Below are 19,194 nucleotides of genomic sequence, written 5' to 3' on the forward strand. Positions count from 1 at the left end.
ACGCGCCCGCCGCTCACCCCGCCCGGCGGAAGGTCAGGTTCACGCGGACCGCTCCCCACTCCGCGTGGTGGCCTTGCGGCACCGGCAGCACGCCGTGAAAGCGCAGGCGGTCCTCCCCGCCCCACACCACCACGCCGGCATGGCGCAGCGGCACGCGCAGGGCGCGGTCGCCGCGCGCCAGGCCGCCCCAGAGGAACGTGGCCGGGAGCCCGAGCGAGACCGAAACGATGGGCGCCCGCAGGTCGCGCTCGTCGCGGTCCTGGTGCAGCGACAGGCGCGTGCCCGGGGCATAGCGATTGACCAGGCAGGCGTCCGGGACGAAATCCGCAAAGCCGGCCGCTGCTGCCGCCTCGCCCGCCAGCGTGGACAGCACGGCAGGCAGGGCGGGCCACGGCCGGCCGCTGTCCGGGTCCACGGCGGCGTAGCGGTAGCCGCGCGCATCGCTCACCCAGCCCAGGGCGCCGCAGTTCGTGGTGGCCACCGACATGCGGCGCCCGCCCGGCGTGGCCATGTGGCGCCACGGCGCCTGCCGCGCGATGGCGGCCACCTGCGCGTGCAACGCCGTGGCCACGGGGCGGGCGAAGCCGCGCAGCAGCACTGCGCCGGGCCCGAGGACGAGCCGGCCGCCCGGCGCTTCATCGGTGTCGAACAGGTCGTCGGTCATGGAACGAGCGAAGAAGGGCCGAGGCCAGGGCCACCACCGGGGGGCTTGCCGTCAGGCCGCGTCATGAAAAATGAGGCCCATGGTATGCTGCTGCCCCGACCGCACCCGCGACACGCCGTGCCGCATCTGCACGCGGTAGGGCCCGCGCGTGCCCTGCACCGGCCGGTGGTGCACCGCGAACACCACCGCATCGCCCTGGCGCAGCGGCACCACCTCGGGCCGCGACTGCATGCGCGGGCGCTGCTCGGTCAGCACGAACTCCCCACCCGTGAAATCGGTCCCCGGCGCGGAGAGCAGCACGGCCACCTGCAGCGGAAACACGTGCGCGCCGTACAGGTCCTGGTGCAGGCAGTTGTAGTCGCCCGGGCCGTACTGCAGCAGCAGCGGGGTGGGGCGCGTCTGGCCGGCCGCCTGGCACCGCGCGATGAACGCCGTGTGGTCCGCCGGAAAGCGGTCTTCCAGGCCCAGGGCCGCCTGCCACCGGTTGGCCACCGGCACGAGGTGCGGATAGAGCCCGGTGCGCAGCGCCGCGATGGCCTCGGGCAGCGGGTACTGAAAGTACTGGTATTCGCCGCGCCCGAAGCCGTGGCGCTCCATCACCACGCGGCTGCGAAAGCGCGCAGGCTGCGCGTAGAGGCCGGCGAGGGCGCGGCAGTCGGCCGCGGGCAGCAGGGCGTCGATCACGGCGCAGCCCTGGCCGTCCAGCGCCTGGGCCGCGGCGTCCCAGTCGATGGCGCACAGGTCTCGCGCGCTCACGCCTGGGCCTCCTTGTCCAGCAGCGCCCGCTTGCGCTCCACGCCCCAGCGGTAGCCGGAGAGCGCGCCATCGGTGCGCACCACGCGATGGCACGGAATGGCCACGGCCAGGGCATTGGCCCCGCAGGCCTGGGCCACGGCCCGCACCGCGCGCGGCGCGCCGATGCGCTCGGCGATCTGCGCGTAGCTGGCGGTCTCGCCGGGGGCGATGGTCTGCAGCGCGGTCCACACCCGCTGCTGGAACACCGTGCCCTGCACGTCCAGCGGCAGGGCCAGCCCGCGCCGGGGCGCATCGACGAAGCCGATCACCTGGGCCATCCACTGCTCGAACGCGGCATCGGCCCCGAGCAGTTCCGCGCGCGGAAAGCGGTCCTGCAGATCGCGCACCAGCGCGCCGGGGTCGTCGCCCAGCAGCAGGGCGCACAGGCCCCGCTCGCTGGCCGCCGCCAGCACCGCGCCCAGGCTGCACTGGCCCACCGCGAAGCGGATGCGCACCTGCGCGCCCCCGGTGCGGTAGCGGCTGGGCGCCATGCCGAGCACGCGGCCGGCCTCTTCGTAGAAGCGCCCCTGCGAGCCGTAGCCTGCGGCATAGAGGGCCTCGGTCACCGTGCCGGCGTGGGGCAAGCCGTCGCGCACCTTTCCCGCGCGGTGCGCCGCGGCATAGGCGCGCGGCGTGAGGCCGGTGGCCGCCTTGAACACGCGGTGCAGGTGGTGCGGGCTGAGCCCGGCGGCTTGCGCCAGCGCGTCCAGCGAGGGCGGAGGCTCGCTGGCTTCGATCAGGCGGCACAGCCGCGCCACTGTCTCGGCATGCGGATCGAAGCCGGCGGGCCGGTCCGGGTGGCAGCGCCGGCAAGGCCGGAAGCCGGCGCGCGCCGCCGCCTCGGCCGTGGCATGGAAGTCCACGTTCTCCGGCCGGGCAGGCCGTGCGGCGCACGAGGGCCGGCAATACACGCCGGTGGTGCGGACCGAATAGACGAAGCGGCCATCGGCCTGGGCGTCCCGTGCCGCGACGGCGGCCCACCGGGGATCGGCCAGCGTGGCGGCGGCGCGCTGCGCCGCCGGGGAAATGGTGCGGGAGGTGGGGCAGGAGTGGGGGCGGGAAGCCATGGCGTCGATTCCTCGTTCAATGGTAAGGGCCTGCCCTGGAATCTACGCACGGCGCTGCGGGCCCGCACCCCGGTTCTTGCGATCGCATTCGCAGGCTGCCGGGCAGTGCCCACAGGCGTGCACGGTCATGGGAGGCGGCCTAGCATCACGCGTTCGACCCTTTGCAATGGAGTTGCCATGACCACCCCCCCGGCCCCTGCCACCCCCGTCCCCCTCAAGATCGATTTCGTCTCTGACGTGTCCTGCCCCTGGTGCGCCATCGGCCTGCACGCGCTGGAGCAGGCCCTGGACCGGCTGGACGGCACGGTGGCGGCGCAGCTGCACTTCCAGCCGTTCGAGCTCAATCCCCAGATGGCGCCGGAAGGCCAGGACATCGCCGAGCACCTGGCCGAAAAGTACGGAGCCACGCCCGAGCAGTCGCAGCGCAACCGCGAAGCCATCGCCGAACGCGGCGCCGCGCTGGGCTTCACGTTCGACATGGGGCAGCGCAGCCGCATCTACAACACGTTCGACGCGCACCGCCTGCTGCACTGGGCAAGCGAGGCGGGCGGCGAGGCCGCGCAGACGGCCCTGAAGCACGCGCTGTTCAAGGCCTACTTCACCGACGGGCAGAGCCCGGGCGACCATGGCGTGCTGGTTCGCGCGGCGGCCGGCGCCGGCCTGGATGCGGACCGGGCGCAGGCCGTGCTGGCCTCGGGCGAATATGCCGACGCGGTGCGCGAACGCGAGGCGTTCTACCAGCAGCACGGCATCCATTCGGTGCCGGCGGTCATCATCAACGACCGCCACCTCATCCAGGGCGGCCAGCCGCCCGAGGTGTTCAAGCAGGCGCTGCGCCAGATCGCCGGCGGCCAGTGATCCGGATCAGCTGTTTGCTATATAAATAATAGCAATAGGGGCAATGAGTACTAGGGCATGGACGCGATTCGGCCACGAATCGCTTGCCCGTGCCCCGTTGGTCACTTCTTGAGCGGAATCGGCGTGGCGCGGTCCACCGGCACGGCGGTCACCGCGTTCTGCGGCGAGCCTTCGATGAGCCGGTCGGAGTACGTCAGGTACACCAGCGTGTTGCGGGCCGGGTCCACCATCCGCACGATGCGCAGGCGCTTGAACAAAATGGAGATGCGTTCGCTGAACACCTCGTCCTGCTGCTTGAGTGGCGGCTTGGGGAACGCGATGGGCCCGGTCTGCCGGCAGGCGATGGAGGCCTCGGCCTTGTCCTCGGCCAGCCCGAGCGAGCCCTTGATGCCGCCGGTGCGGGCGCGCGACACGTAGCAGGTCACGCCCTGCACGGCCGGGTCGTCGTAGGCCTCCACGATGATGTCGTGGTCGCGGCCCAGGAGCTTGAACGCGGTGTCCACGGTGCCGATGGTCTCGGCCTGGGCGCACAGCGCGGCGGCGGCCAGCCCCAGCGCCAGCGCGGCACGGGGCAGGGCATTGGAGAGGCGGCGGGCGGCGGTCATGCGGCCACCTCCGCGCAGCGCTTGGCCAGGTGCGCCAGGGCTTCTTCCACCTGGTCCACCAGCACGAGGCACAGGTCGCCCGGCTGCAGCCGGTCCAGCGCCGAATCGATGGCGATGAACTCGCCGCGGATCTCCTCGATGTGCTTGGTGCGCGAGGCGCCCGCCAGGCCCTCGCGCAGCAGCGCCATCACCTCGCCGTCGGCACGGCCGCGCTGGGCCGCGTCCTGGTAGAGGATCACGTCGTCGAACGCCGCGCCCAGGATCACCGTCTGGTCGCGGATGTCCTCGTCGCGCCGGTCGCCCGCACCGCTGATGACCACGCTGCGGCGGTTGCCCGGCAGCGCATCGACGGCGGCCACCAGGGCGCGCATGGCGTCCGGGTTGTGGCCGTAGTCGGCGATCACCGTGGCGCCCTTGAAATCCATCACGTTGAAGCGGCCAGGGGCGTTGTCGCTGTCGTTCACGAAGCCCGAGAGTCCGCGGCGGATGGTCTGCCATGGCAGGCCCGCGCCCCAGGCGGCGGCCACCGATGCCATGACGTTCTCGACCTGGAAGCCGATCTTGCCGTTGCGCGTGATGGGCACGTCGCGCAGGTGGATGGTCTCGCGCCACGAGCCTTCGGCCGCGACGATGGACTCGCCGTCCATGTACACCGACCGGTGGCCCTGCGCGCGGTGCGTGGCCATCACCGGGTGGTGGCGGTCGCTGGCGAAGTAGATCACCTTGCCCGGCGTGGACGAGGCCATGGCCGCGACGATGGGGTCGGCCGCGTTGAGCACGGCATAGCCGTCCGGCGCCACGTTTTGCACGATCACGCGCTTGAGCACGGCCAGATCGTCCACCGTGGTGATGTAGTTCAGGCCCAGGTGGTCGCCCGCGCCGATGTTGGTCACCACGGCCACCTGGCAGCGGTCGAAGCCCAGGCCCTCGCGCAGGATGCCGCCGCGCGCGGTCTCGAACACGGCCGCATCCACCTCGGGGTGCAAAAGCACGTTGCGCGCGCTCTTGGGGCCGGAGCAGTCGCCGCTGTCGATCTGGCGGCCGTTCACGTACACGCCGTCGGTGTTGGTCATGCCCACGCGCAGGCCCTGGGCCGAGAACAGATGCGCGATCAGGCGAGCGGTGGTGGTCTTGCCATTGGTGCCGGTCACGGCCACCACGGGAATGCGCCCGTCCTGCCCGTTGGCGAAGAGCTTGTCCACCATGGCCTGGCCCACGTTGCGGGGCTTGCCGTAGCTGGGCGCCAGGTGCATGCGCAGGCCGGGCGCGGCGTTCACCTCGACGAAGCCGCCGCCTTGCACTTCCAGCGGCTGCAGCACGTTTTCGGCCACCATGTCCACGCCGCAGATGTGCAGGCCCACCATCTGGGCCGCGGCGATGGCACGGGCCGCCACCTCGGGGTGCACGTCGTCCGTCACGTCGGTGGCGGTGCCGCCGGTGGACAGGTTGGCGTTGTTGCGCAGGATCACGCGCTGGCCCTTGGCCGGCACGGCGTCGGGCGTGAGGCCCTGCATGGCCAGCCGCGCCACGGCGATGTCGTCCAGGCGGATCTTGGTGAGCGAGGTGGCGTGGCCCTCGCCGCGGCGCGGATCGAGGTTGACCAGGTGCACCAGCTCGCGCACGGTGCGCTCGCCGTCGCCCAGCACCTGCGGCGGCTCGCGGCGCGCGGCGGCCACCAGCTGGTCGCCCACCACCAGGAGGCGGAAATCATGGCCCGGCAGGAAGCGCTCGACCATCACCGTGCCGTATTCGGCGGCGGTGCGGAAGGCCTCGTCGAGCTGCGAGCGCTCGGTGATGTTCACCGTCACGCCCTTGCCCTGGTTGCCGTCCTGCGGCTTGACCACCACGGGCAGGCCGACTTGCTGCGCGGCCTTCCAGGCATCGTCCACCGACTCGACCGGGCGGCCCAGCGGCACGGGCACGCCGGCGGCGTGCAGCAGGCGCTTGGTGAGGTCCTTGTCCTGCGCGATGGATTCGGCCACGGCGCTGGTCGAATCGACCTCGGCGGCCTGGATGCGGCGCTGCTTGGAGCCCCAGCCGAACTGCACCAGGCTGCCCGACGTGAGCCGGCGCCACGGAATGCCGCGTGCCGCGGCGGCCTCGACGATGGAGCCGGTGCTGGGGCCCAGCCGTTCGTCCTCGTCCAGCTCGCGCAGGCGGGCCACGGCGGCCTCGGCGTCGAAGTGGCCGCCTTGCAGCGCGGCCTGGATCAGCGCCTGGGCATCCTCGAAGGCCTGCCGGCCCACGGCCTCTTCGCTGTACTCGACGACGACCTGGTACACGCCGCGGTCCACGGTGGCCGAGATGCGGCTGAAGCTCACGGGGCAGCCGGCCTGCGCCTGCAGCGCCAAGGCCGCGCCGCCCAGGACATGGCCCAGGGAGACATCGGCATCGCTGCCCTCGGGGTGCAGCACGCCCACGGCGGGAAACAGCGCGCGCAGCCGGGATTCGAAGCCATCGATCTGGCGCATGGCGAGTTCGGATTCTGCGCAGGTCACCACGGCCTCGATGGCGGTGTGGCGGCTCCAGAGGTTGGGGCCGCGCAGGGCCCGGGTGCGGGATACGTCCATGGAAAAGCGTCTCTTTCTTGGGGTTGCCGGCGTGGGCGCCGGCTCGAGTCCATGCGGTCGTTGAAAGGGGTCTAGCGGGCCGGCGCGGCGCAGGGCAACTCGGGCTCGAACGTCTTGATGCCCGCGCCGATCAGGTCCGGCGCGATTTCCAGCGCCCAGGCCGTCGCCACGATGGCCAGCAGGGTGTCGGGCTCGGTCTGCACGGCGTTGCGGCCGAACGTCAGGTCGGCCAGCGCGCCCAGCACATGCTCGGCCGAGCCGGTGGCCAGCACCACCCGGCCCGCCTTCACGAAGACGGCGCGGCCGTTGTCCTGCGCGCGGTGCTCCGCGATCGCGGGCAGCGTGCCGTCCTGGGCGTACAGCACCACGGCGCCGTCCGACAGCGGGGCCAGCTCCAGCACCTGGGGCTCGGCGGCGTTCAGCACGGCGGCGCCGCCGGGCAGCACCACGTCGATCTGCGTGCGCAGCACCTTGAACATCTGGTCCTGCTCGAACACGTCGAACTCGGCCAGCCCGTCCTTGCCGTCCATGTCGGTCACCACGCCCACCTGGCAGCGGTCGTAGGCCAGGCCGTCGCGCAGGATGGTGCGGGCGTCGTTCTCGATCACGGCGGCCTGCACCATCTGGTTCATCAGCAGGCGGTGCGCGGCTTCCCAGTGGGCGCTGTCGGCGGTGTCCACGCAGCGGCGGTCCAGGAACAGGCCCTCGCGGCAGGCCAGGCCCGTGTGGCGCCCGCCCAGGTGCATGAGCCAGCCCACCACGCGGGCGATGGTGCTGGTGCCGCGCGTGCCGGCCACGCCGACCAGCGGAATGCGGCCGATCGTGCCGTCGGCGTTTTCTTCGGCCGGGAACAGGTGCTCGGCAATCGCCTGGCCCACGGGGCGCGGCGCGCCGATGGCGGGCTTCAGGTGCATGAGCAGGCCGGGACCGGCGTTCACTTCGACGATCGCGCCGCTCTGCTCCTGCAGCGGGCGGCCGATGTCGCGCGCCACGAGGTCGATGCCGGCGATGTCCAGGCCCACGACCTTGGCCGCCAGTGCGGCGATGTAGGCCACCTCGGGGTGCACTTCGTCGGTGCAGTCCACGGCCACGTTGCCGTTGCGCTGCACCACGACCTCGCGGCCGGCCTCGGGCACGGCGGTGGCGCTGAGGTCCTGGCGCTTGAGTTCGAGTTGCACGGCCACGTTGGTGTCCACCTGGATCAGCTCGAGTGGGTATTCCTCTTCGTAGCCGCGGCGCGGGTCGGAGTTGAGCTGCGTGTCGATCAGCTCCTGCACGGTGGAGCGGCCGTTGCCGGTGATGCTCACCACCTCGCCGCGCGCGGCGGCCACGACCTTGCCGCCCACCACGAGCACCCGGTGCTCGTCACCGGGAATGAAGCGCTCGACCATCACGTCGCTGCCCTCGGGATAGGCCACGTGGTAGGCCGCCTCGATGTCGGCCTGCTTGCGCAGGTCCAGCGTCACGCCACGGCCATGGTTGCCGTCCGAGGGCTTGACGACCACCGGCAGGCCGATGTCCTGCGCGGCATCCCAGGCCTCTTCGGGGCTGTTGACGACCTGGCCCTCGGGCACGGGCACGCCGCACGATTTGAGCAGGCTCTTGGTCAGGTCCTTGTCGCTCGCGATGCCTTCGGCGATGGCGCTGGTGAACTCGCTCTCGGCCGTCCAGATGCGGCGCTGCGATGCGCCGTAGCCCAGCTGCACGAGGTTGCCGTCGTTCAGCCGGATGTGCGGAATGCCGCGGTCGGTCGCGGCGGTGACGATGCACGCGGTGCTGGGGCCGAGGTACTGGTCGTCCACCTCGGTGCGCACCCGCGCCACGGCGGCCTGCACATCGAATGGGGTGTCGTTGATGGCCGCCATGATGAGCTGGTGGCCCTGCTCGAGCGCCACGCGCGCCACGCGCTCGTCGCGCGCCCGGAACACCATGCGGTACACGCCGCGCTGCGAGGTGCTGCGCGTCTGCCCGAAGCCCGTGGGCATGCCCGACAGGTTGAGCAGCTCGATCACGATGTGCTCCAGCACGTGGCCGCACCAGGTGCCGCCCTCCAGCCGCTGCAGGAAGCCGCCGCGCTCGCCCACGCCGCAGTGGTGCTCGATGAGCGCCGGCAGCCAGGTGGTCAGGCGCTCGTTGAATCCCGGCAGGGCGTTGGACGGGTGGTCTTCGAGCGCGCCGAGATCCAGCCAGACTTCGAGCACTGGACGGTAAGTCCAGATGTTGGGACCGCGCAGGTAGTTGATGCGCAGCAGTTGGATGTCATTGAATGTCGCCATGGAGTGCAGCGTAAAGGAAACTGCGGCCCGAAGCGGACCGATTTGCGGAAGGAGTGTCGGTCAATTGTGCGCCCACTCGGGTGTGGCCTAGAGGATGTCAGCGTGGCCAGTGGGGAAGGCGTTACATGCAGATGCGAAAGCAGCCTGTGGAGCATCGGGGAGAATGGGTACCAGAGCACGGGCTGGCTTCTCGGGCCGTCCAGGGCGGAAAAACCAACCAAAATGCAACATCAACATCCTGTGGACGCCTCGAGTGTCTTGAATGGCCCCGACGGGGCCGAATGGCGAGCCAGGCTCGCCCCCCACGAAAACGTGCTGGCCGCGCTGCAGGTTGACCTGAGCCCGGCCCTGCGCTTCGCGCCCGGCCTGCTGGTGCTGACCTCCCAGCGCCTGCTGTCGCGCACCGATGGCGGTGCCGTGCAGGAGTGGCCGCTGGCCGCCGGCATGGCCTTGCGCCTGTCCGATCATGGCGGCGTGGGGGCCCTGGAACTGCACGACACCGAGCGCCGCCTGGCGCTGTGGCGCTTCACCCTCGGCGCGCATCCGCAGGCCCTGCGCATGCTGCAGAAGTTCGACCAGCGCCTGGCCGCGCTGGGCATGCCGCACGATGCCACGCTCGAGTCCGAGCCCGCGGACGAGGCCCGCTGCGAGGTCTGCCACACCGCGCTGCCGCCCGACACCGAGGAGTGCCCCGCCTGTGCCCGCGCGCCGGCCCCGCAGACCTCCACCTGGGTGCTGCTGCGCCTGTGGCGCTTCGCCCGGCCGTACCGCAAGCAGCTGGCGACGGGCTTCGGGCTCACGCTGGCCTCCACTGCGGCCACCCTGGTGCCGCCGTACCTCACGATTCCCCTGATGGATGACATCCTCATCCCCTACCAGAACGGCCAGCAGATTCCGGTGCACCTCGTGGGGCTGTACCTGGGCGGCCTGCTGCTTTCGGCGCTGCTGGCCTGGGGGCTGGGCTGGGCGCGCACCTACATCCTGGCGCTGGTGTCCGAGCGCATCGGCGCGGACCTGCGCACCACCACCTACGAGCACCTGCTGCGCCTGTCGCTCGACTATTTCGGCGGCAAGCGCACCGGCGACCTGATGGCGCGCATCGGTTCGGAGACGGACCGCATCAACGTCTTCCTGTCGCTGCACGCCCTCGACTTCATGACCGATGTGCTCATGATCCTGATGACGGCGGCCATCCTGTTTTCCATCAACCCCTGGCTGGCGCTGGTCACGCTGGTGCCGCTGCCGTTCATCGCCTGGCTGATCCACAACGTGCGCGACCGTCTGCGCACCGGTTTCGAGAAGATCGACCGCGTGTGGTCCGAGGTCACCAACGTGCTGGCCGACACCATTCCCGGCATCCGCGTGGTGAAGGCCTTCGCGCAGGAAAAGCGCGAGGCGCAGCGCTTTCGCGATGCCAACCAGCACAACCTGGAGGTGAACGACCGGCTCAACAAGACCTGGTCGCTGTTCACGCCCACGGTCTCGCTGATGACCGAGATCGGCCTGCTCATCGTCTGGGGCTTCGGCATCTGGCTGGTGGCGCACAACCAGATCACCGTCGGCGTGCTTGCGGCGTTCATCGCCTACATCGGGCGCTTCTACACCCGGCTCGACTCCATGAGCCGCATCGTCTCGGTCACGCAGAAGGCCGCGGCCGGCGCCAAGCGCATCTTCGACATCCTGGACCACGTGAGCAACGTGCCCGATCCGGTGCAGCCGGTGACCATGGAGCGCGTCGAGGGCGCCATCGCCATGCGCAACGTGGGCTTTCGCTACGGCAGCCGCTCGGTCATCAAGGGACTGAACCTCGATATCCGGCCGGGCGAGATGATCGGCCTGGTGGGCCACAGCGGTTCGGGCAAGAGCACGCTGGTCAACCTGATCAGCCGCTTCTACGACGTGACCGAGGGCTCGATCCAGGTCGACGGCGTGGATGTGCGCCGGCTGCGCGTGGCCGACTACCGCCGGCACATCGGGCTGGTGCTGCAGGAGCCGTTCCTGTTCTTCGGCACCATCGCCGAGAACATCGCCTACGGCAAGCCCGAGGCCACGCGCGCCGAGATCGTGGCGGCCGCGCGCGCCGCCCACGCGCACGAATTCATCCTGCGCCTGCCCCAGGGCTACGACTCGCTGGTGGGCGAGCGCGGCCAGGGCCTGTCGGGTGGGGAGCGCCAGCGCATCAGCATCGCCCGCGCGCTGCTGATCGACCCGCGCATCCTGATCCTGGACGAGGCCACCTCCGCCGTGGACACCGAGACCGAAAAGGAAATCCAGAAGGCGCTCGACAACCTGGTGCAGGGCCGAACCACCATCGCCATCGCCCACCGCCTGTCCACGCTGCGCAAGGCCGACCGCCTGGTGGTGATGGACCGGGGCGAGGTGGTCGAGGTCGGCCCGCACGACGCCCTGATGGAAAAGCAGGGCGCCTACTGGCGCCTCTACGAAGCCCAGGCCCGCCGGGCCGAGGAGGACGCCGAGGCGTCGGGCCTCGTCATCGACAGCGCGTTGCTGCACCCCGCCCATCCCGCGGGCAACTCCTGATCCTTGAAAGAGAGCGCACGCCCATGACTGCTTCGCCTTCTCCTTTGTCCGCGGCCGCGTCCACCGCGGCCGCCTTCCCTGCCACCGCTTCGGCCGTGGCCGGCATCCGCCTGCAGCGCAACGCCCACGGCCGCCTGGTGCTCACCCAGCCCGGCGGCGCCGAGCACGCCGAAGTGGTGCCGGTGCGGGCCTTTCCCATCGCCGCGCCGGCCGAGGGCATCTCCCTGGTCGGGGCGGACGGCCATGAACTGCAGTGGATCGAGCACCTGGACCACCTGCCCGCTGCCGCCCGGGCGCTGGTCGAAGAAGACCTTCATGCTCGCGAATTCGTGCCGATCCTGGAGAGGCTGGTCAGCGTCTCGGGGTTTTCCACCCCCAGCACCTGGGTGGTGGAGACGGACCGCGGCCCTGCGCAGTTGGTGCTCAAGGCCGAGGAGGACATCCGCCGGCTGGGCGGGCGCACCACCTTGCTGATCGCCTCGGCCGACGGCGTGCAGTTCCGCGTGCCCGATGTGACCGCGCTGGACAAACCCTCGCGCCGGCTGCTGGAGCGTTTTCTATAGCACCCCGGCCGCGCCGGTCGTGGGCCAGCGCCGGTGGATGCCGCCCTGCCTTGCGGCGTGGCGGGGCGCAGGTGTGCCCGGGAGATAGGGGTAAACCCTGGTTTTTGCCTTGATCCGTTAAAAAGGCCTTAATTTCCCTTTCTTTTTGCCGTTATGAAATACGACGAGGGATGAATTCCCCTTGCCGCTCCACTTTCACGAACGGACCCCGCCATGCAAATGCCACCTGTTGACCGATCGCCAAGCTGGCGTCCCCAGGGCGCCGATTTGTATTCCACGGGGGCCTCCGGCGCGGTTCCTGTTCGGCCCATCCATGCGGCCAACCCCGTCGAGTCGATGGACCGGCTGGGCGAGGGCGCCATCGTGCGGGAGCCGGACAAGCCGTCCGACCCGGACACACGCAACCGCGACTGGACCGAGGTCAAGAAGAAGGACACGGTCGAAGAGAAACAGGAGCCGCCGCCGGAGCCCATCTACAAGCAGTTGCTCGAGTTCATCCAGTCGATGTGGCGCGCCAGCGGCAGCGCCATCGAGATGGCGCAGGAACTCAACAAGACCCCGCTGCAGGAGCGCCTGGCCCAGGAGGCCAAGGACGAACCCCTCACCTATGCCGACCCCAAGGTCAAGCGAACAGGCGGGCTGTAAGACAGTTTGCTATTTAATTAATAGCAAGATGCCCTAGTGCTGATTGCGCTGGAGGCCGTTTTGACTACAAAGCCCCGAGTCCGGAGGCCGGTGCGGTAGCGAACGGCGCCTAGGGCTTGGCCGCGCTGGCTGCGCCGCCTGCCGCGCTGGCCGGTGTTTTCGCTTCTTCGGCCCGGGCGCGGTCGCGTTCGGCCCGGTACTTGGCCGCGAACGCCCGCACTTCCTCGTACGACACGAAACCGTCGTGGTTGGTATCGGCGTCGTCGAAGGCGTTGGCCAGGCGCGGGAACAGCGCCACTTCCGAGCGGCTCAGCTTGCCGTCGCCGTTGAAGTCCAGCATCTTGAATTCTTTTTGCGCCTTGATTTCGCCCTTGCTCAGGGGCTCGCTCGCCTTGGCCTGGGGCGCGGCGGCCGGGGGCGTGGCGGCCACGGCGCTGAAGGCCAGGCCGATGGCGAGCAGGGAAAACAGCGCGATGGCACGCAGGGCGGCTGCACCGGGCTGGACCGGCGCCGCGGCGGCGCGGGCGGCATGGACACGGGACGGCAGGGGAGCGGCAGGGGTGTTCATTCGGGGCATGGTGTCACAGATGGTGGGGCCGGCGGGTTTTTGCAATCGGGGGCGGCAGGGTTTCACCGGCGGTTGCAAAGGTTTGCGCTTCTTTGCCTTTCGATGGCGGGGCCGCTGCGCCGACGGCCTTCAACCGGGGTTGGAGATGCCGCTGTTCACGTGGCCCGAGGGCACGTGCCGCGCCGCCGAGGTGACGTGGCCGGTCTGGTCGTCGAAGAAGAAATCGGGCTCGAACTCGCGCAGGAACCCGCCCTTGTCCAGCCCACCGAGGAACATGGCCTCGTCCACGGCGATGTTCCAGTTCATGAGCGTCTGGATAGCGCGCTCGTGCGCCGGTGCGCTGCGGGCGGTGACCAGGGCCGTGCGCAGGCGCATGCCCGACGAACTGCCCGCCGCCTGCTGCAGGCGGTGCAGCGCGGCCAGCAGCGGCTTGAAGGGGCCGTCGGGCAGCGGCTGCGCGGCCTTGTCGGTCTCGTGGCGCTGGAAGGCGGCCAGCCCCTGCGCCTGGTACACGCGCTCGGCCTCGTCGGAGAACAGCACGGCGTCGCCGTCGAAGGCGATGCGCACCTCGTGCGGATTGGCGTGGCTGGCCTGCACCGATTCGGTCAGCACGCGCGCGGCCGGGTAGCCCAGCTGCAGGGCCTGGCGCACGTCGGCCTCGTTGGCGGACAGGAACAGGTGCGCGCCCAGCGGCCGCAGGTAGCGGAACGGGTCGCGCCCCTGCGTGAACACGCCGCGCTCCAGCGGCACGTGCGCGGCGCTGGCTGAACGGAAGATGCGCATGCCGCTCACCGGGTCGTTGCGCGACAGCACCACCACCTCCACGCGCTGGTGGCCGGGCTCGTTGAAGGCCAGCAGCTTCTTGACCAGCGAGAACGCCACGCCGGGGCGCGCGGGCGTGTCCAGCCGGTCGAGCTGCAGCTGCATGTAGGTCTGCGGCTGCAGCGGATCGAACAGGCGGTTTTCCTCCTCGAAATCGAACAGCGCGCGCGAGGAGATGGCGACGACGAGCTTGTCGTCCAGGGTCATGGCCATGGAGGGCTCCGGCGGTGGCGGGGTCGCAGGCCGGTCATTTATTTGACGAACTGGTTGAGCTGGATGATGGGCATGAGTACCGCCAGCACGATCAGCATGACGATGAGCCCCATCGCGACGATGAGCAGGGGCTCCAGGATGGTGGCCAGCTGCAGCGCCCGGCGCTGCACCTCGGTGGACAGCTGCGTGGCCGCGCGCTGCAGCATCACGGGCAACTGGCCGGTCTGCTCGCCCAGGCGCGCGAACATGGCGACCAGGCCGGGAAAGCGCTTTTTCTGCGCCATGGCCGAGGCCAGCGGCGCGCCCTCGCGCACCAGCACCAGCGCGTCGAGCGCGTCGGCGCGCATGGCGCGGTTGTTCAGCGTCTCGGCGGCGGCCTGCAGCGCCCGCAGGATGGGCACGCCGGCGCCCGCCAGCATGGCCAGCGTGCCGGCGAAGCGCGCCGCGTTGTAGCCGCGCGCGAGCTTGCCCACCAGCGGCAGGGTCAGCCACACGGCATCGAATTTTTCGCGAAAACGCGGCTGCGCCAGGGCATATCTTGCCCCGGATGCTATGAAAATAATAGCGATCAGCGCCGCCCAGCCGTAGTGGCGCACCGCGTCGCTGATGGCGAGCATGGCCACGGTGAGAAAGGGCAGGGCGCGCTTGGTGCCGGCGAACACGGCCGCCACCTGGGGCACGACATAGCCCACCAGGAACAGCACGATGACGATGGCCACGAGGGTGACGATGGCGGGGTACAGCGCCGCGCCGATCAGCTTGGCCTTGAGCGCCTGCCGGTCCTCCAGGTCGTCCGCCAGGCGCTCCAGCACCAGGCCGAGGTTGCCGCTGTGCTCGCCGGCGCCGATCACGGCGCAGTAGATGGCCGAGAACTCGCGCGGGTGGGCGCCCAGGGCGCGGGCGAAGGTGGAGCCGGCGTTCACCTCGGCGCGCAGGGTGGCGACGAGGTGGCGCTGGCGCTCGTCGTCGGCCTCGTCGGCCAGGGCGGTGAGGGCCCGCTCCAGCGGCAGGCCCGAGGCGACGAGCCCGGCGAGCTGGCGCGTCCAGATGGAGAGCGCCGTGGCGCCGAACACGGGCCGCGTGAAGAGCCGCTGGCTGAAGGTGGCCGCGCCCCCACCGGTGGGGCCCTGGCCCGCTGCGAGCGCCTCCACGGCCATGGGCACGAGCGCCTGGGCGCGCAGCAGGCTGCGGGCGGCCTTGGCGGTGTCGGCTTCGATGGTGCCTTTGCGGGTCTGGCCCTGCGCGTCGAGGGCTTCAAAGGAAAAGGCGGGCATGCGGTTCAGTCGGGGTCGGCGAGGGGGATGGGCAACGGGGCGGTGCGTGATGGTAGCCGCTGCCGATGGCAGGCCGGTGTCGCGCGGCGATAGAGGGCCGGCATGCGCCTGCCGCCCCGGCGCTGTCCGTCGCGCGCGGCACCGGGCCGGCCGCTCACTCCGCCCGGTTGGCGGCGGCCACGATGTCCAGCGAGCGCAGGCGCAGCGCCGGGTCGTACACGTCGCTCACCAGCATGAACTCGTCGGCGCGGGTTTCCTCGGCCAGTTCGCGCAGGCCGGCACGCACCGTGTCCGGCCCGCCGATCACGCCCGCGGCCAGGAAGTCGCCGATGGCGGCGCGCTCCTGGGGCGACAGCCGCGCCGCGAAGTCTTCCACGGGCGGCTGCAACTGCAGGCGGTTGCCCGTCAGGATGCCCAGCACCCGCTGGTAGGTGCTGCTGGCGAGGTATTCGGCCTCGGCGTCGGTCGGGGCGGCGATCACCGGCACGCCCACCACCACGTAGGGCGCGGCCAGCGTGGGCGAGGGGCGGAACAGGCGCCGGTACAGATCGATCGCCTGGTGCAGCATGCGCGGCGCGAAGTGCGAGGCGAAGGCGTAGGGCAGGCCGCGCTCGGCCGCGAGCTGGGCCGAGAACAGGCTGGAGCCCAGCAGCCAGATGGGCACCTCGGTACCGGCACCGGGCGTGGCCACGAGGCGCTGGCTGGCCTGCACGGGCCCCAGCAGGCGCTGCAGCTCGGCCACGTCGCGCGGAAAGTCCTGCTCGGTTTCCACGCGGTCGCGGCGCAGGGCGCGCATGGTGGGGCCGTCGGTGCCGGGCGCGCGGCCCAGGCCCAGGTCGATGCGGCCGGGGTACAGCTCGGCCAGCGTGCCGAAGGCCTCGGCCACCACCAGCGGCGCGTGGTTAGGCAGCATGATGCCGCCCGAGCCGACGCGGATGCGCTGCGTGGCGCCGGCGATGTGGCCGACCAGCACGGCCGTGGCCGAGCTGGCGATGCCGGGCATGTTGTGGTGTTCGGCCAGCCAGTAGCGCGAAAAGCCCAGCGATTCGGCACGCTGCGCGGTGCGCACGGCGATCTGCAGGGCCTCGGCCACCGTGCCGCCTTCGCGAACGGCCACCAGATCGAGCATGGAAAGAGCGGGGAATCGTTGCGTGGGGCGTTGCGTAGAGGTCATGCGAACGATTGTGGGGCGCCGGCCAAACCTGTGCTCGCCCATGGACATCCACTCATACCGCCGATGGACAAGGCCGTCTCGCGCAGGGTCGGCGCCTTGTAGTATTCGGCCCCCAAGGGAGGGGTGATCACCTCAATGGCAAATCACACGATCAACACAATGCGGCTCCGACCGCAACGACTTCTATGAAAATTGTCGATGGAATGATTCATGGCTCACGGATATTGCACAACCGTTATTCGAATCTTGAGCATGGCGAATTGTCGAGCGTCAACGGCATCATCCTGCACCAGACCAACAGCACTACCGCCTTTCCGACGCTGCTGGCCTATTACTGGCGCAGCGTGGGCGCGCACTTTCTCATCGCGCCTGGCGGATTGATTTACCAGACGGCGCGAATGGATCGGGTTTGCTTCCATGTCGGTGCAATCAAGTCCAAGTGCAGGGTGACCCATACCTGCACCCCAGACCAGACCAAGGCACTGAAAAGCATCCTGGCTTCGTCTTTGCCGCAGAAGGACAAGGACTTTGCGATACACCAACTGGAAATGAAAAAACCGGCCCATCTCAGGTACCCGAGCAATCTGGATTCCCTGGGCATCGAAGTCGTGGGCGCCTCGAAAGATGATCAATACGCATCGCCGACTGCCGCACAAAACGCTGCCAGCGTGTGGCTCATCGACGCCTTGATGCAGCACCTCAACCTCAAACGCACGGCGGTTTACCGCCATCCCGAGGTTTCCAGAAAACTGGAATCGGAAGCCTCTCAGGTCGCGTATTGAGTTCTTGAGATGAAGAAAAAAGCATTCTTTCTCTTTGTGTTGCCGGTGCCGCTGGCCGCTTGCATCGCCTATCTGTGGATCACCCATACGCCGCATGTGCACGCTGTGCGAATAGAGAAGGTGGTCAAGGTGGATATGGACCCCGACACCGCTTTGATGTGTGCCGGCTTTGAGATGAACGTCGAGCAGTTCAATGAAAAGTTCAACCAGGCCAAGCACTTCTGGCAGTTGTTCCTCGATGATTACTCATGGCTGCCTTGCTACTACAAAACCACCATCGAAGGCAAAGAGTACCGGCTGCGCGCCGGTGGATTGGCAGAGGTCGTCACCGCAGATGGCGATATCACCTACTTTGATTGGGGCGACGGACCAGTTGATCACCAAAAGTACTCCGCTCCGTGAAGCGCCGCTTCAATCCCGCGTGACGCGCAGCACTTCCTCGGGGCTGGTGATGCCGGCGCGCACCAGGCGCTCGCCGTCGTCGCGCATCAGCGTCATGCCGCCGGCCAGGGCCGTGGCGCGCAGGTCGGCCTCGGAGGACTGGTTGTGGATCTGCGCGCGCAGCGTGTCGTCCACCACCAGCATCTCGAACACGCCCGTGCGGCCGCGGTAGCCGCTGGGGTCGGACGGATCGAGCTTGCGCACCAGGCGCTGGGCCAGCACGCCGAGCAGCGAGCTGGACAGCAGGAAGGGCTCCACGCCCATGTCGGTCAGCCGCGTGACGGCGCTGGCGGCGTCGTTGGTGTGCAGCGTGGCCAGCACCAGGTGGCCGGTGAGCGAGGCCTGAATGGCGATCTGCGCGGTCTCGAAATCGCGGATTTCGCCGATCATGATCACGTCCGGGTCCTGGCGCAGGATGGCACGCAGGGCCTTGGCGAAGGTGAGGTCGATCTTGGCGTTCACCTGTGTCTGGCCCACGCCCGGCAGCTCGTACTCGATGGGGTCCTCCACCGTCATGATGTTGCTGCTGGCCGCGTCCAGGCGGCCGAGCGCGGCATACAGCGTGGTGGTCTTGCCCGAGCCCGTGGGCCCGGTCACCAGGATGATGCCGTGCGGCTGGTGGATCAGGCTGTCGAAGCGGCGCAGGGTGTTGCCCTGCATGCCCACGGCCTCCAGGCTCAGCTTGCTCTCGCTCTTGTCCAGCAGGCGCAGCACGGCGCGTTCGCCATGGGCGCTGGGCAGGGTGGACACGCGCACGTCGATGGCGCGGGTGCCCAGGCGCAGGCTGATGCGGCCGTCCTGCGGCAGGCGCTTTTCCGAGATGTCCAGGTCGGCCATGATCTTCAGGCGCGAGATCAGCGCGGCGTGCAGTGCGCGGTTGGGCTGCACCACCTCGCGCAGGGTGCCGTCCACGCGAAAGCGCACGCTGGAGTGGCGCTCGTAGGGCTCGATGTGGATGTCGCTCGCGCCGTCGCGCGCGGCCTGCGTGAGCAGCGCGTTCAGCATGCGGATGATGGGCGCATCGCCGGCCGATTCCAGCAGGTCTTCGACCGCCGGCAGCTCCTGCATCATGCGCGAGAGGTCGGCGTCGGATTCGACCTCGCTCACCACCGTGGCCGCGCTCGACTCACCCTGCGAATAGGCCGCGCTGATGCGCTGCGCCAGCCCGTGGGCGTCCAGCGGCATGAGTTCGCGCACCGCGTACTTGCGCAGCACCTCCGACAGGGCGCCGGCATCGGGCGCGGGGCCGTGCCACAGCACGGTGGTCTGGCCGTCGTCCTCGAGCAGCAGCTGGGCGGTGCGCGCGAAGGCGTAGGGAAGCGGGTGGCGCATGGGC

General features: G+C 69.9%; 17 protein-coding genes. 6 read left to right on the forward strand and 11 right to left on the reverse strand.

The window, feature by feature from the left end:
* Positions 1 to 13: 13 nt before the first annotated feature.
* The 3 genes from alkB to ada are packed head-to-tail and all read right to left on the reverse strand — an operon-like array spanning position 14 to position 2,526.
* Positions 14 to 664, reverse strand: a complete 651-nt coding sequence (gene alkB / locus M5C96_RS04335; RefSeq protein WP_272567412.1) for a DNA oxidative demethylase AlkB — start codon at positions 662 to 664, stop codon at positions 14 to 16.
* Between the two features lie 51 nt (positions 665 to 715).
* The gene (locus tag M5C96_RS04340; protein WP_272567413.1) at positions 716 to 1,420 is read right to left on the reverse strand and encodes a 2OG-Fe(II) oxygenase; all 705 of its coding nucleotides are present in this window, start codon (positions 1,418 to 1,420) and stop codon (positions 716 to 718) included.
* Positions 1,417 to 2,526, reverse strand: a complete 1,110-nt coding sequence (ada, locus tag M5C96_RS04345) for a bifunctional DNA-binding transcriptional regulator/O6-methylguanine-DNA methyltransferase Ada (RefSeq protein WP_272567414.1) — start codon at positions 2,524 to 2,526, stop codon at positions 1,417 to 1,419. The genes M5C96_RS04340 and ada overlap by 4 nt, the downstream gene beginning before the upstream one ends.
* 177 nt (positions 2,527 to 2,703) lie before the next feature.
* On the opposite strand from ada, the gene M5C96_RS04350 reads away from it, so the two are divergent.
* Positions 2,704 to 3,384, forward strand: a complete 681-nt coding sequence (locus M5C96_RS04350) for a DsbA family oxidoreductase (protein ID WP_272567416.1) — start codon at positions 2,704 to 2,706, stop codon at positions 3,382 to 3,384.
* 101 nt (positions 3,385 to 3,485) lie between these two features.
* Here the strand turns inward: M5C96_RS04350 and M5C96_RS04355 are convergent, their stop codons facing one another.
* The 3 genes from M5C96_RS04355 to M5C96_RS04365 all read right to left on the reverse strand — a co-directional run bounded on the left by M5C96_RS04355 (position 3,486) and on the right by M5C96_RS04365 (position 8,835).
* The gene (locus M5C96_RS04355) at positions 3,486 to 3,989 is read right to left on the reverse strand and encodes a CreA family protein (protein ID WP_272567418.1); all 504 of its coding nucleotides are present in this window, start codon (positions 3,987 to 3,989) and stop codon (positions 3,486 to 3,488) included.
* On the reverse strand, positions 3,986 to 6,559 hold the full coding sequence (gene cphA / locus M5C96_RS04360; RefSeq protein ID WP_272567419.1) for a cyanophycin synthetase: 2,574 nt from the start codon (positions 6,557 to 6,559) through the stop codon (positions 3,986 to 3,988). The genes M5C96_RS04355 and cphA overlap by 4 nt, the downstream gene beginning before the upstream one ends.
* A gap of 71 nt (positions 6,560 to 6,630) precedes the next feature.
* On the reverse strand, positions 6,631 to 8,835 hold the full coding sequence (locus tag M5C96_RS04365; protein ID WP_272567421.1) for a cyanophycin synthetase: 2,205 nt from the start codon (positions 8,833 to 8,835) through the stop codon (positions 6,631 to 6,633).
* A gap of 222 nt (positions 8,836 to 9,057) precedes the next feature.
* On the opposite strand from M5C96_RS04365, the gene M5C96_RS04370 reads away from it, so the two are divergent.
* The 3 genes from M5C96_RS04370 (at position 9,058) to M5C96_RS04380 (ending at position 12,584) form a co-directional block, all read left to right on the forward strand.
* Positions 9,058 to 11,376, forward strand: a complete 2,319-nt coding sequence (locus tag M5C96_RS04370) for a cyanophycin metabolism-associated ABC transporter (protein WP_272567423.1) — start codon at positions 9,058 to 9,060, stop codon at positions 11,374 to 11,376.
* Between the two features lie 23 nt (positions 11,377 to 11,399).
* A complete protein-coding gene (locus tag M5C96_RS04375; RefSeq protein WP_272567424.1) occupies positions 11,400 to 11,939 on the forward strand; it encodes a cyanophycin metabolism-associated DUF1854 family protein in 540 nt (179 codons plus the stop codon).
* A 213-nt stretch (positions 11,940 to 12,152) separates the two neighbouring features.
* A complete protein-coding gene (locus M5C96_RS04380) occupies positions 12,153 to 12,584 on the forward strand; it encodes a hypothetical protein (RefSeq protein ID WP_272567425.1) in 432 nt (143 codons plus the stop codon).
* A 109-nt stretch (positions 12,585 to 12,693) separates the two neighbouring features.
* On the opposite strand, the gene M5C96_RS04385 is transcribed toward M5C96_RS04380, so the two are convergent.
* The 4 genes from M5C96_RS04385 to M5C96_RS04400 form a co-directional block, all read right to left on the reverse strand.
* Entirely contained in the window at positions 12,694 to 13,161 is a 468-nt protein-coding gene (locus M5C96_RS04385) for an EF-hand domain-containing protein (RefSeq protein ID WP_272567427.1), read from the reverse strand.
* Positions 13,162 to 13,281: 120 nt separating this feature from the next.
* Positions 13,282 to 14,187: a 5'-nucleotidase gene (locus tag M5C96_RS04390; protein ID WP_272551189.1), complete on the reverse strand. Its 906-nt coding sequence runs from the start codon at positions 14,185 to 14,187 to the stop codon at positions 13,282 to 13,284.
* Positions 14,188 to 14,225: 38 nt separating this feature from the next.
* The gene (gspF, locus tag M5C96_RS04395) at positions 14,226 to 15,461 is read right to left on the reverse strand and encodes a type II secretion system inner membrane protein GspF (protein WP_272567428.1); all 1,236 of its coding nucleotides are present in this window, start codon (positions 15,459 to 15,461) and stop codon (positions 14,226 to 14,228) included.
* A 154-nt stretch (positions 15,462 to 15,615) separates the two neighbouring features.
* A complete protein-coding gene (locus tag M5C96_RS04400; RefSeq protein ID WP_272567429.1) occupies positions 15,616 to 16,635 on the reverse strand; it encodes an LLM class flavin-dependent oxidoreductase in 1,020 nt (339 codons plus the stop codon).
* 185 nt (positions 16,636 to 16,820) lie between these two features.
* On the opposite strand from M5C96_RS04400, the gene M5C96_RS04405 reads away from it, so the two are divergent.
* Together M5C96_RS04405 and M5C96_RS04410 are read left to right on the forward strand one after the other, a co-directional pair.
* On the forward strand, positions 16,821 to 17,417 hold the full coding sequence (locus M5C96_RS04405; RefSeq protein ID WP_272567430.1) for a peptidoglycan recognition protein family protein: 597 nt from the start codon (positions 16,821 to 16,823) through the stop codon (positions 17,415 to 17,417).
* A gap of 9 nt (positions 17,418 to 17,426) precedes the next feature.
* On the forward strand, positions 17,427 to 17,819 hold the full coding sequence (locus M5C96_RS04410; protein WP_272567431.1) for a hypothetical protein: 393 nt from the start codon (positions 17,427 to 17,429) through the stop codon (positions 17,817 to 17,819).
* Between the two features lie 9 nt (positions 17,820 to 17,828).
* Here the strand turns inward: M5C96_RS04410 and M5C96_RS04415 are convergent, their stop codons facing one another.
* Complete coding sequence (locus tag M5C96_RS04415) at positions 17,829 to 19,190, reverse strand: GspE/PulE family protein (RefSeq protein ID WP_272567432.1); 1,362 nt, start codon at positions 19,188 to 19,190, stop codon at positions 17,829 to 17,831.
* Positions 19,191 to 19,194: the final 4 nt, after the last annotated feature.

The sequence above is a fragment of the Acidovorax sp. GBBC 1281 genome, assembly GCF_028473645.1.
Taxonomy (GTDB): domain Bacteria; phylum Pseudomonadota; class Gammaproteobacteria; order Burkholderiales; family Burkholderiaceae_C; genus Paracidovorax.

Bases quoted from the DNA above. Each gene is read 5' to 3' on its own strand.
- alkB (WP_272567412.1), bottom strand. From the start codon at position 664: ATGACCGACGACCTGTTCGACACCGATGAAGCGCCGGGCGGCCGGCTC.
- ada (WP_272567414.1), bottom strand. From the start codon at position 2,526: ATGGCTTCCCGCCCCCACTCCTGCCCCACCTCCCGCACCATTTCCCCG.
- M5C96_RS04350 (WP_272567416.1), top strand. From the start codon at position 2,704: ATGACCACCCCCCCGGCCCCTGCCACCCCCGTCCCCCTCAAGATCGAT.
- M5C96_RS04355 (WP_272567418.1), bottom strand. From the start codon at position 3,989: ATGACCGCCGCCCGCCGCCTCTCCAATGCCCTGCCCCGTGCCGCGCTG.
- cphA (WP_272567419.1), bottom strand. From the start codon at position 6,559: ATGGACGTATCCCGCACCCGGGCCCTGCGCGGCCCCAACCTCTGGAGC.
- M5C96_RS04365 (WP_272567421.1), bottom strand. From the start codon at position 8,835: ATGGCGACATTCAATGACATCCAACTGCTGCGCATCAACTACCTGCGC.
- M5C96_RS04370 (WP_272567423.1), top strand. From the start codon at position 9,058: ATGCAACATCAACATCCTGTGGACGCCTCGAGTGTCTTGAATGGCCCC.
- M5C96_RS04375 (WP_272567424.1), top strand. From the start codon at position 11,400: ATGACTGCTTCGCCTTCTCCTTTGTCCGCGGCCGCGTCCACCGCGGCC.
- M5C96_RS04380 (WP_272567425.1), top strand. From the start codon at position 12,153: ATGCAAATGCCACCTGTTGACCGATCGCCAAGCTGGCGTCCCCAGGGC.
- M5C96_RS04385 (WP_272567427.1), bottom strand. From the start codon at position 13,161: ATGCCCCGAATGAACACCCCTGCCGCTCCCCTGCCGTCCCGTGTCCAT.
- M5C96_RS04390 (WP_272551189.1), bottom strand. From the start codon at position 14,187: ATGGCCATGACCCTGGACGACAAGCTCGTCGTCGCCATCTCCTCGCGC.
- gspF (WP_272567428.1), bottom strand. From the start codon at position 15,461: ATGCCCGCCTTTTCCTTTGAAGCCCTCGACGCGCAGGGCCAGACCCGC.
- M5C96_RS04400 (WP_272567429.1), bottom strand. From the start codon at position 16,635: ATGACCTCTACGCAACGCCCCACGCAACGATTCCCCGCTCTTTCCATG.
- M5C96_RS04405 (WP_272567430.1), top strand. From the start codon at position 16,821: ATGAAAATTGTCGATGGAATGATTCATGGCTCACGGATATTGCACAAC.
- M5C96_RS04410 (WP_272567431.1), top strand. From the start codon at position 17,427: ATGAAGAAAAAAGCATTCTTTCTCTTTGTGTTGCCGGTGCCGCTGGCC.
- M5C96_RS04415 (WP_272567432.1), bottom strand. From the start codon at position 19,190: ATGCGCCACCCGCTTCCCTACGCCTTCGCGCGCACCGCCCAGCTGCTG.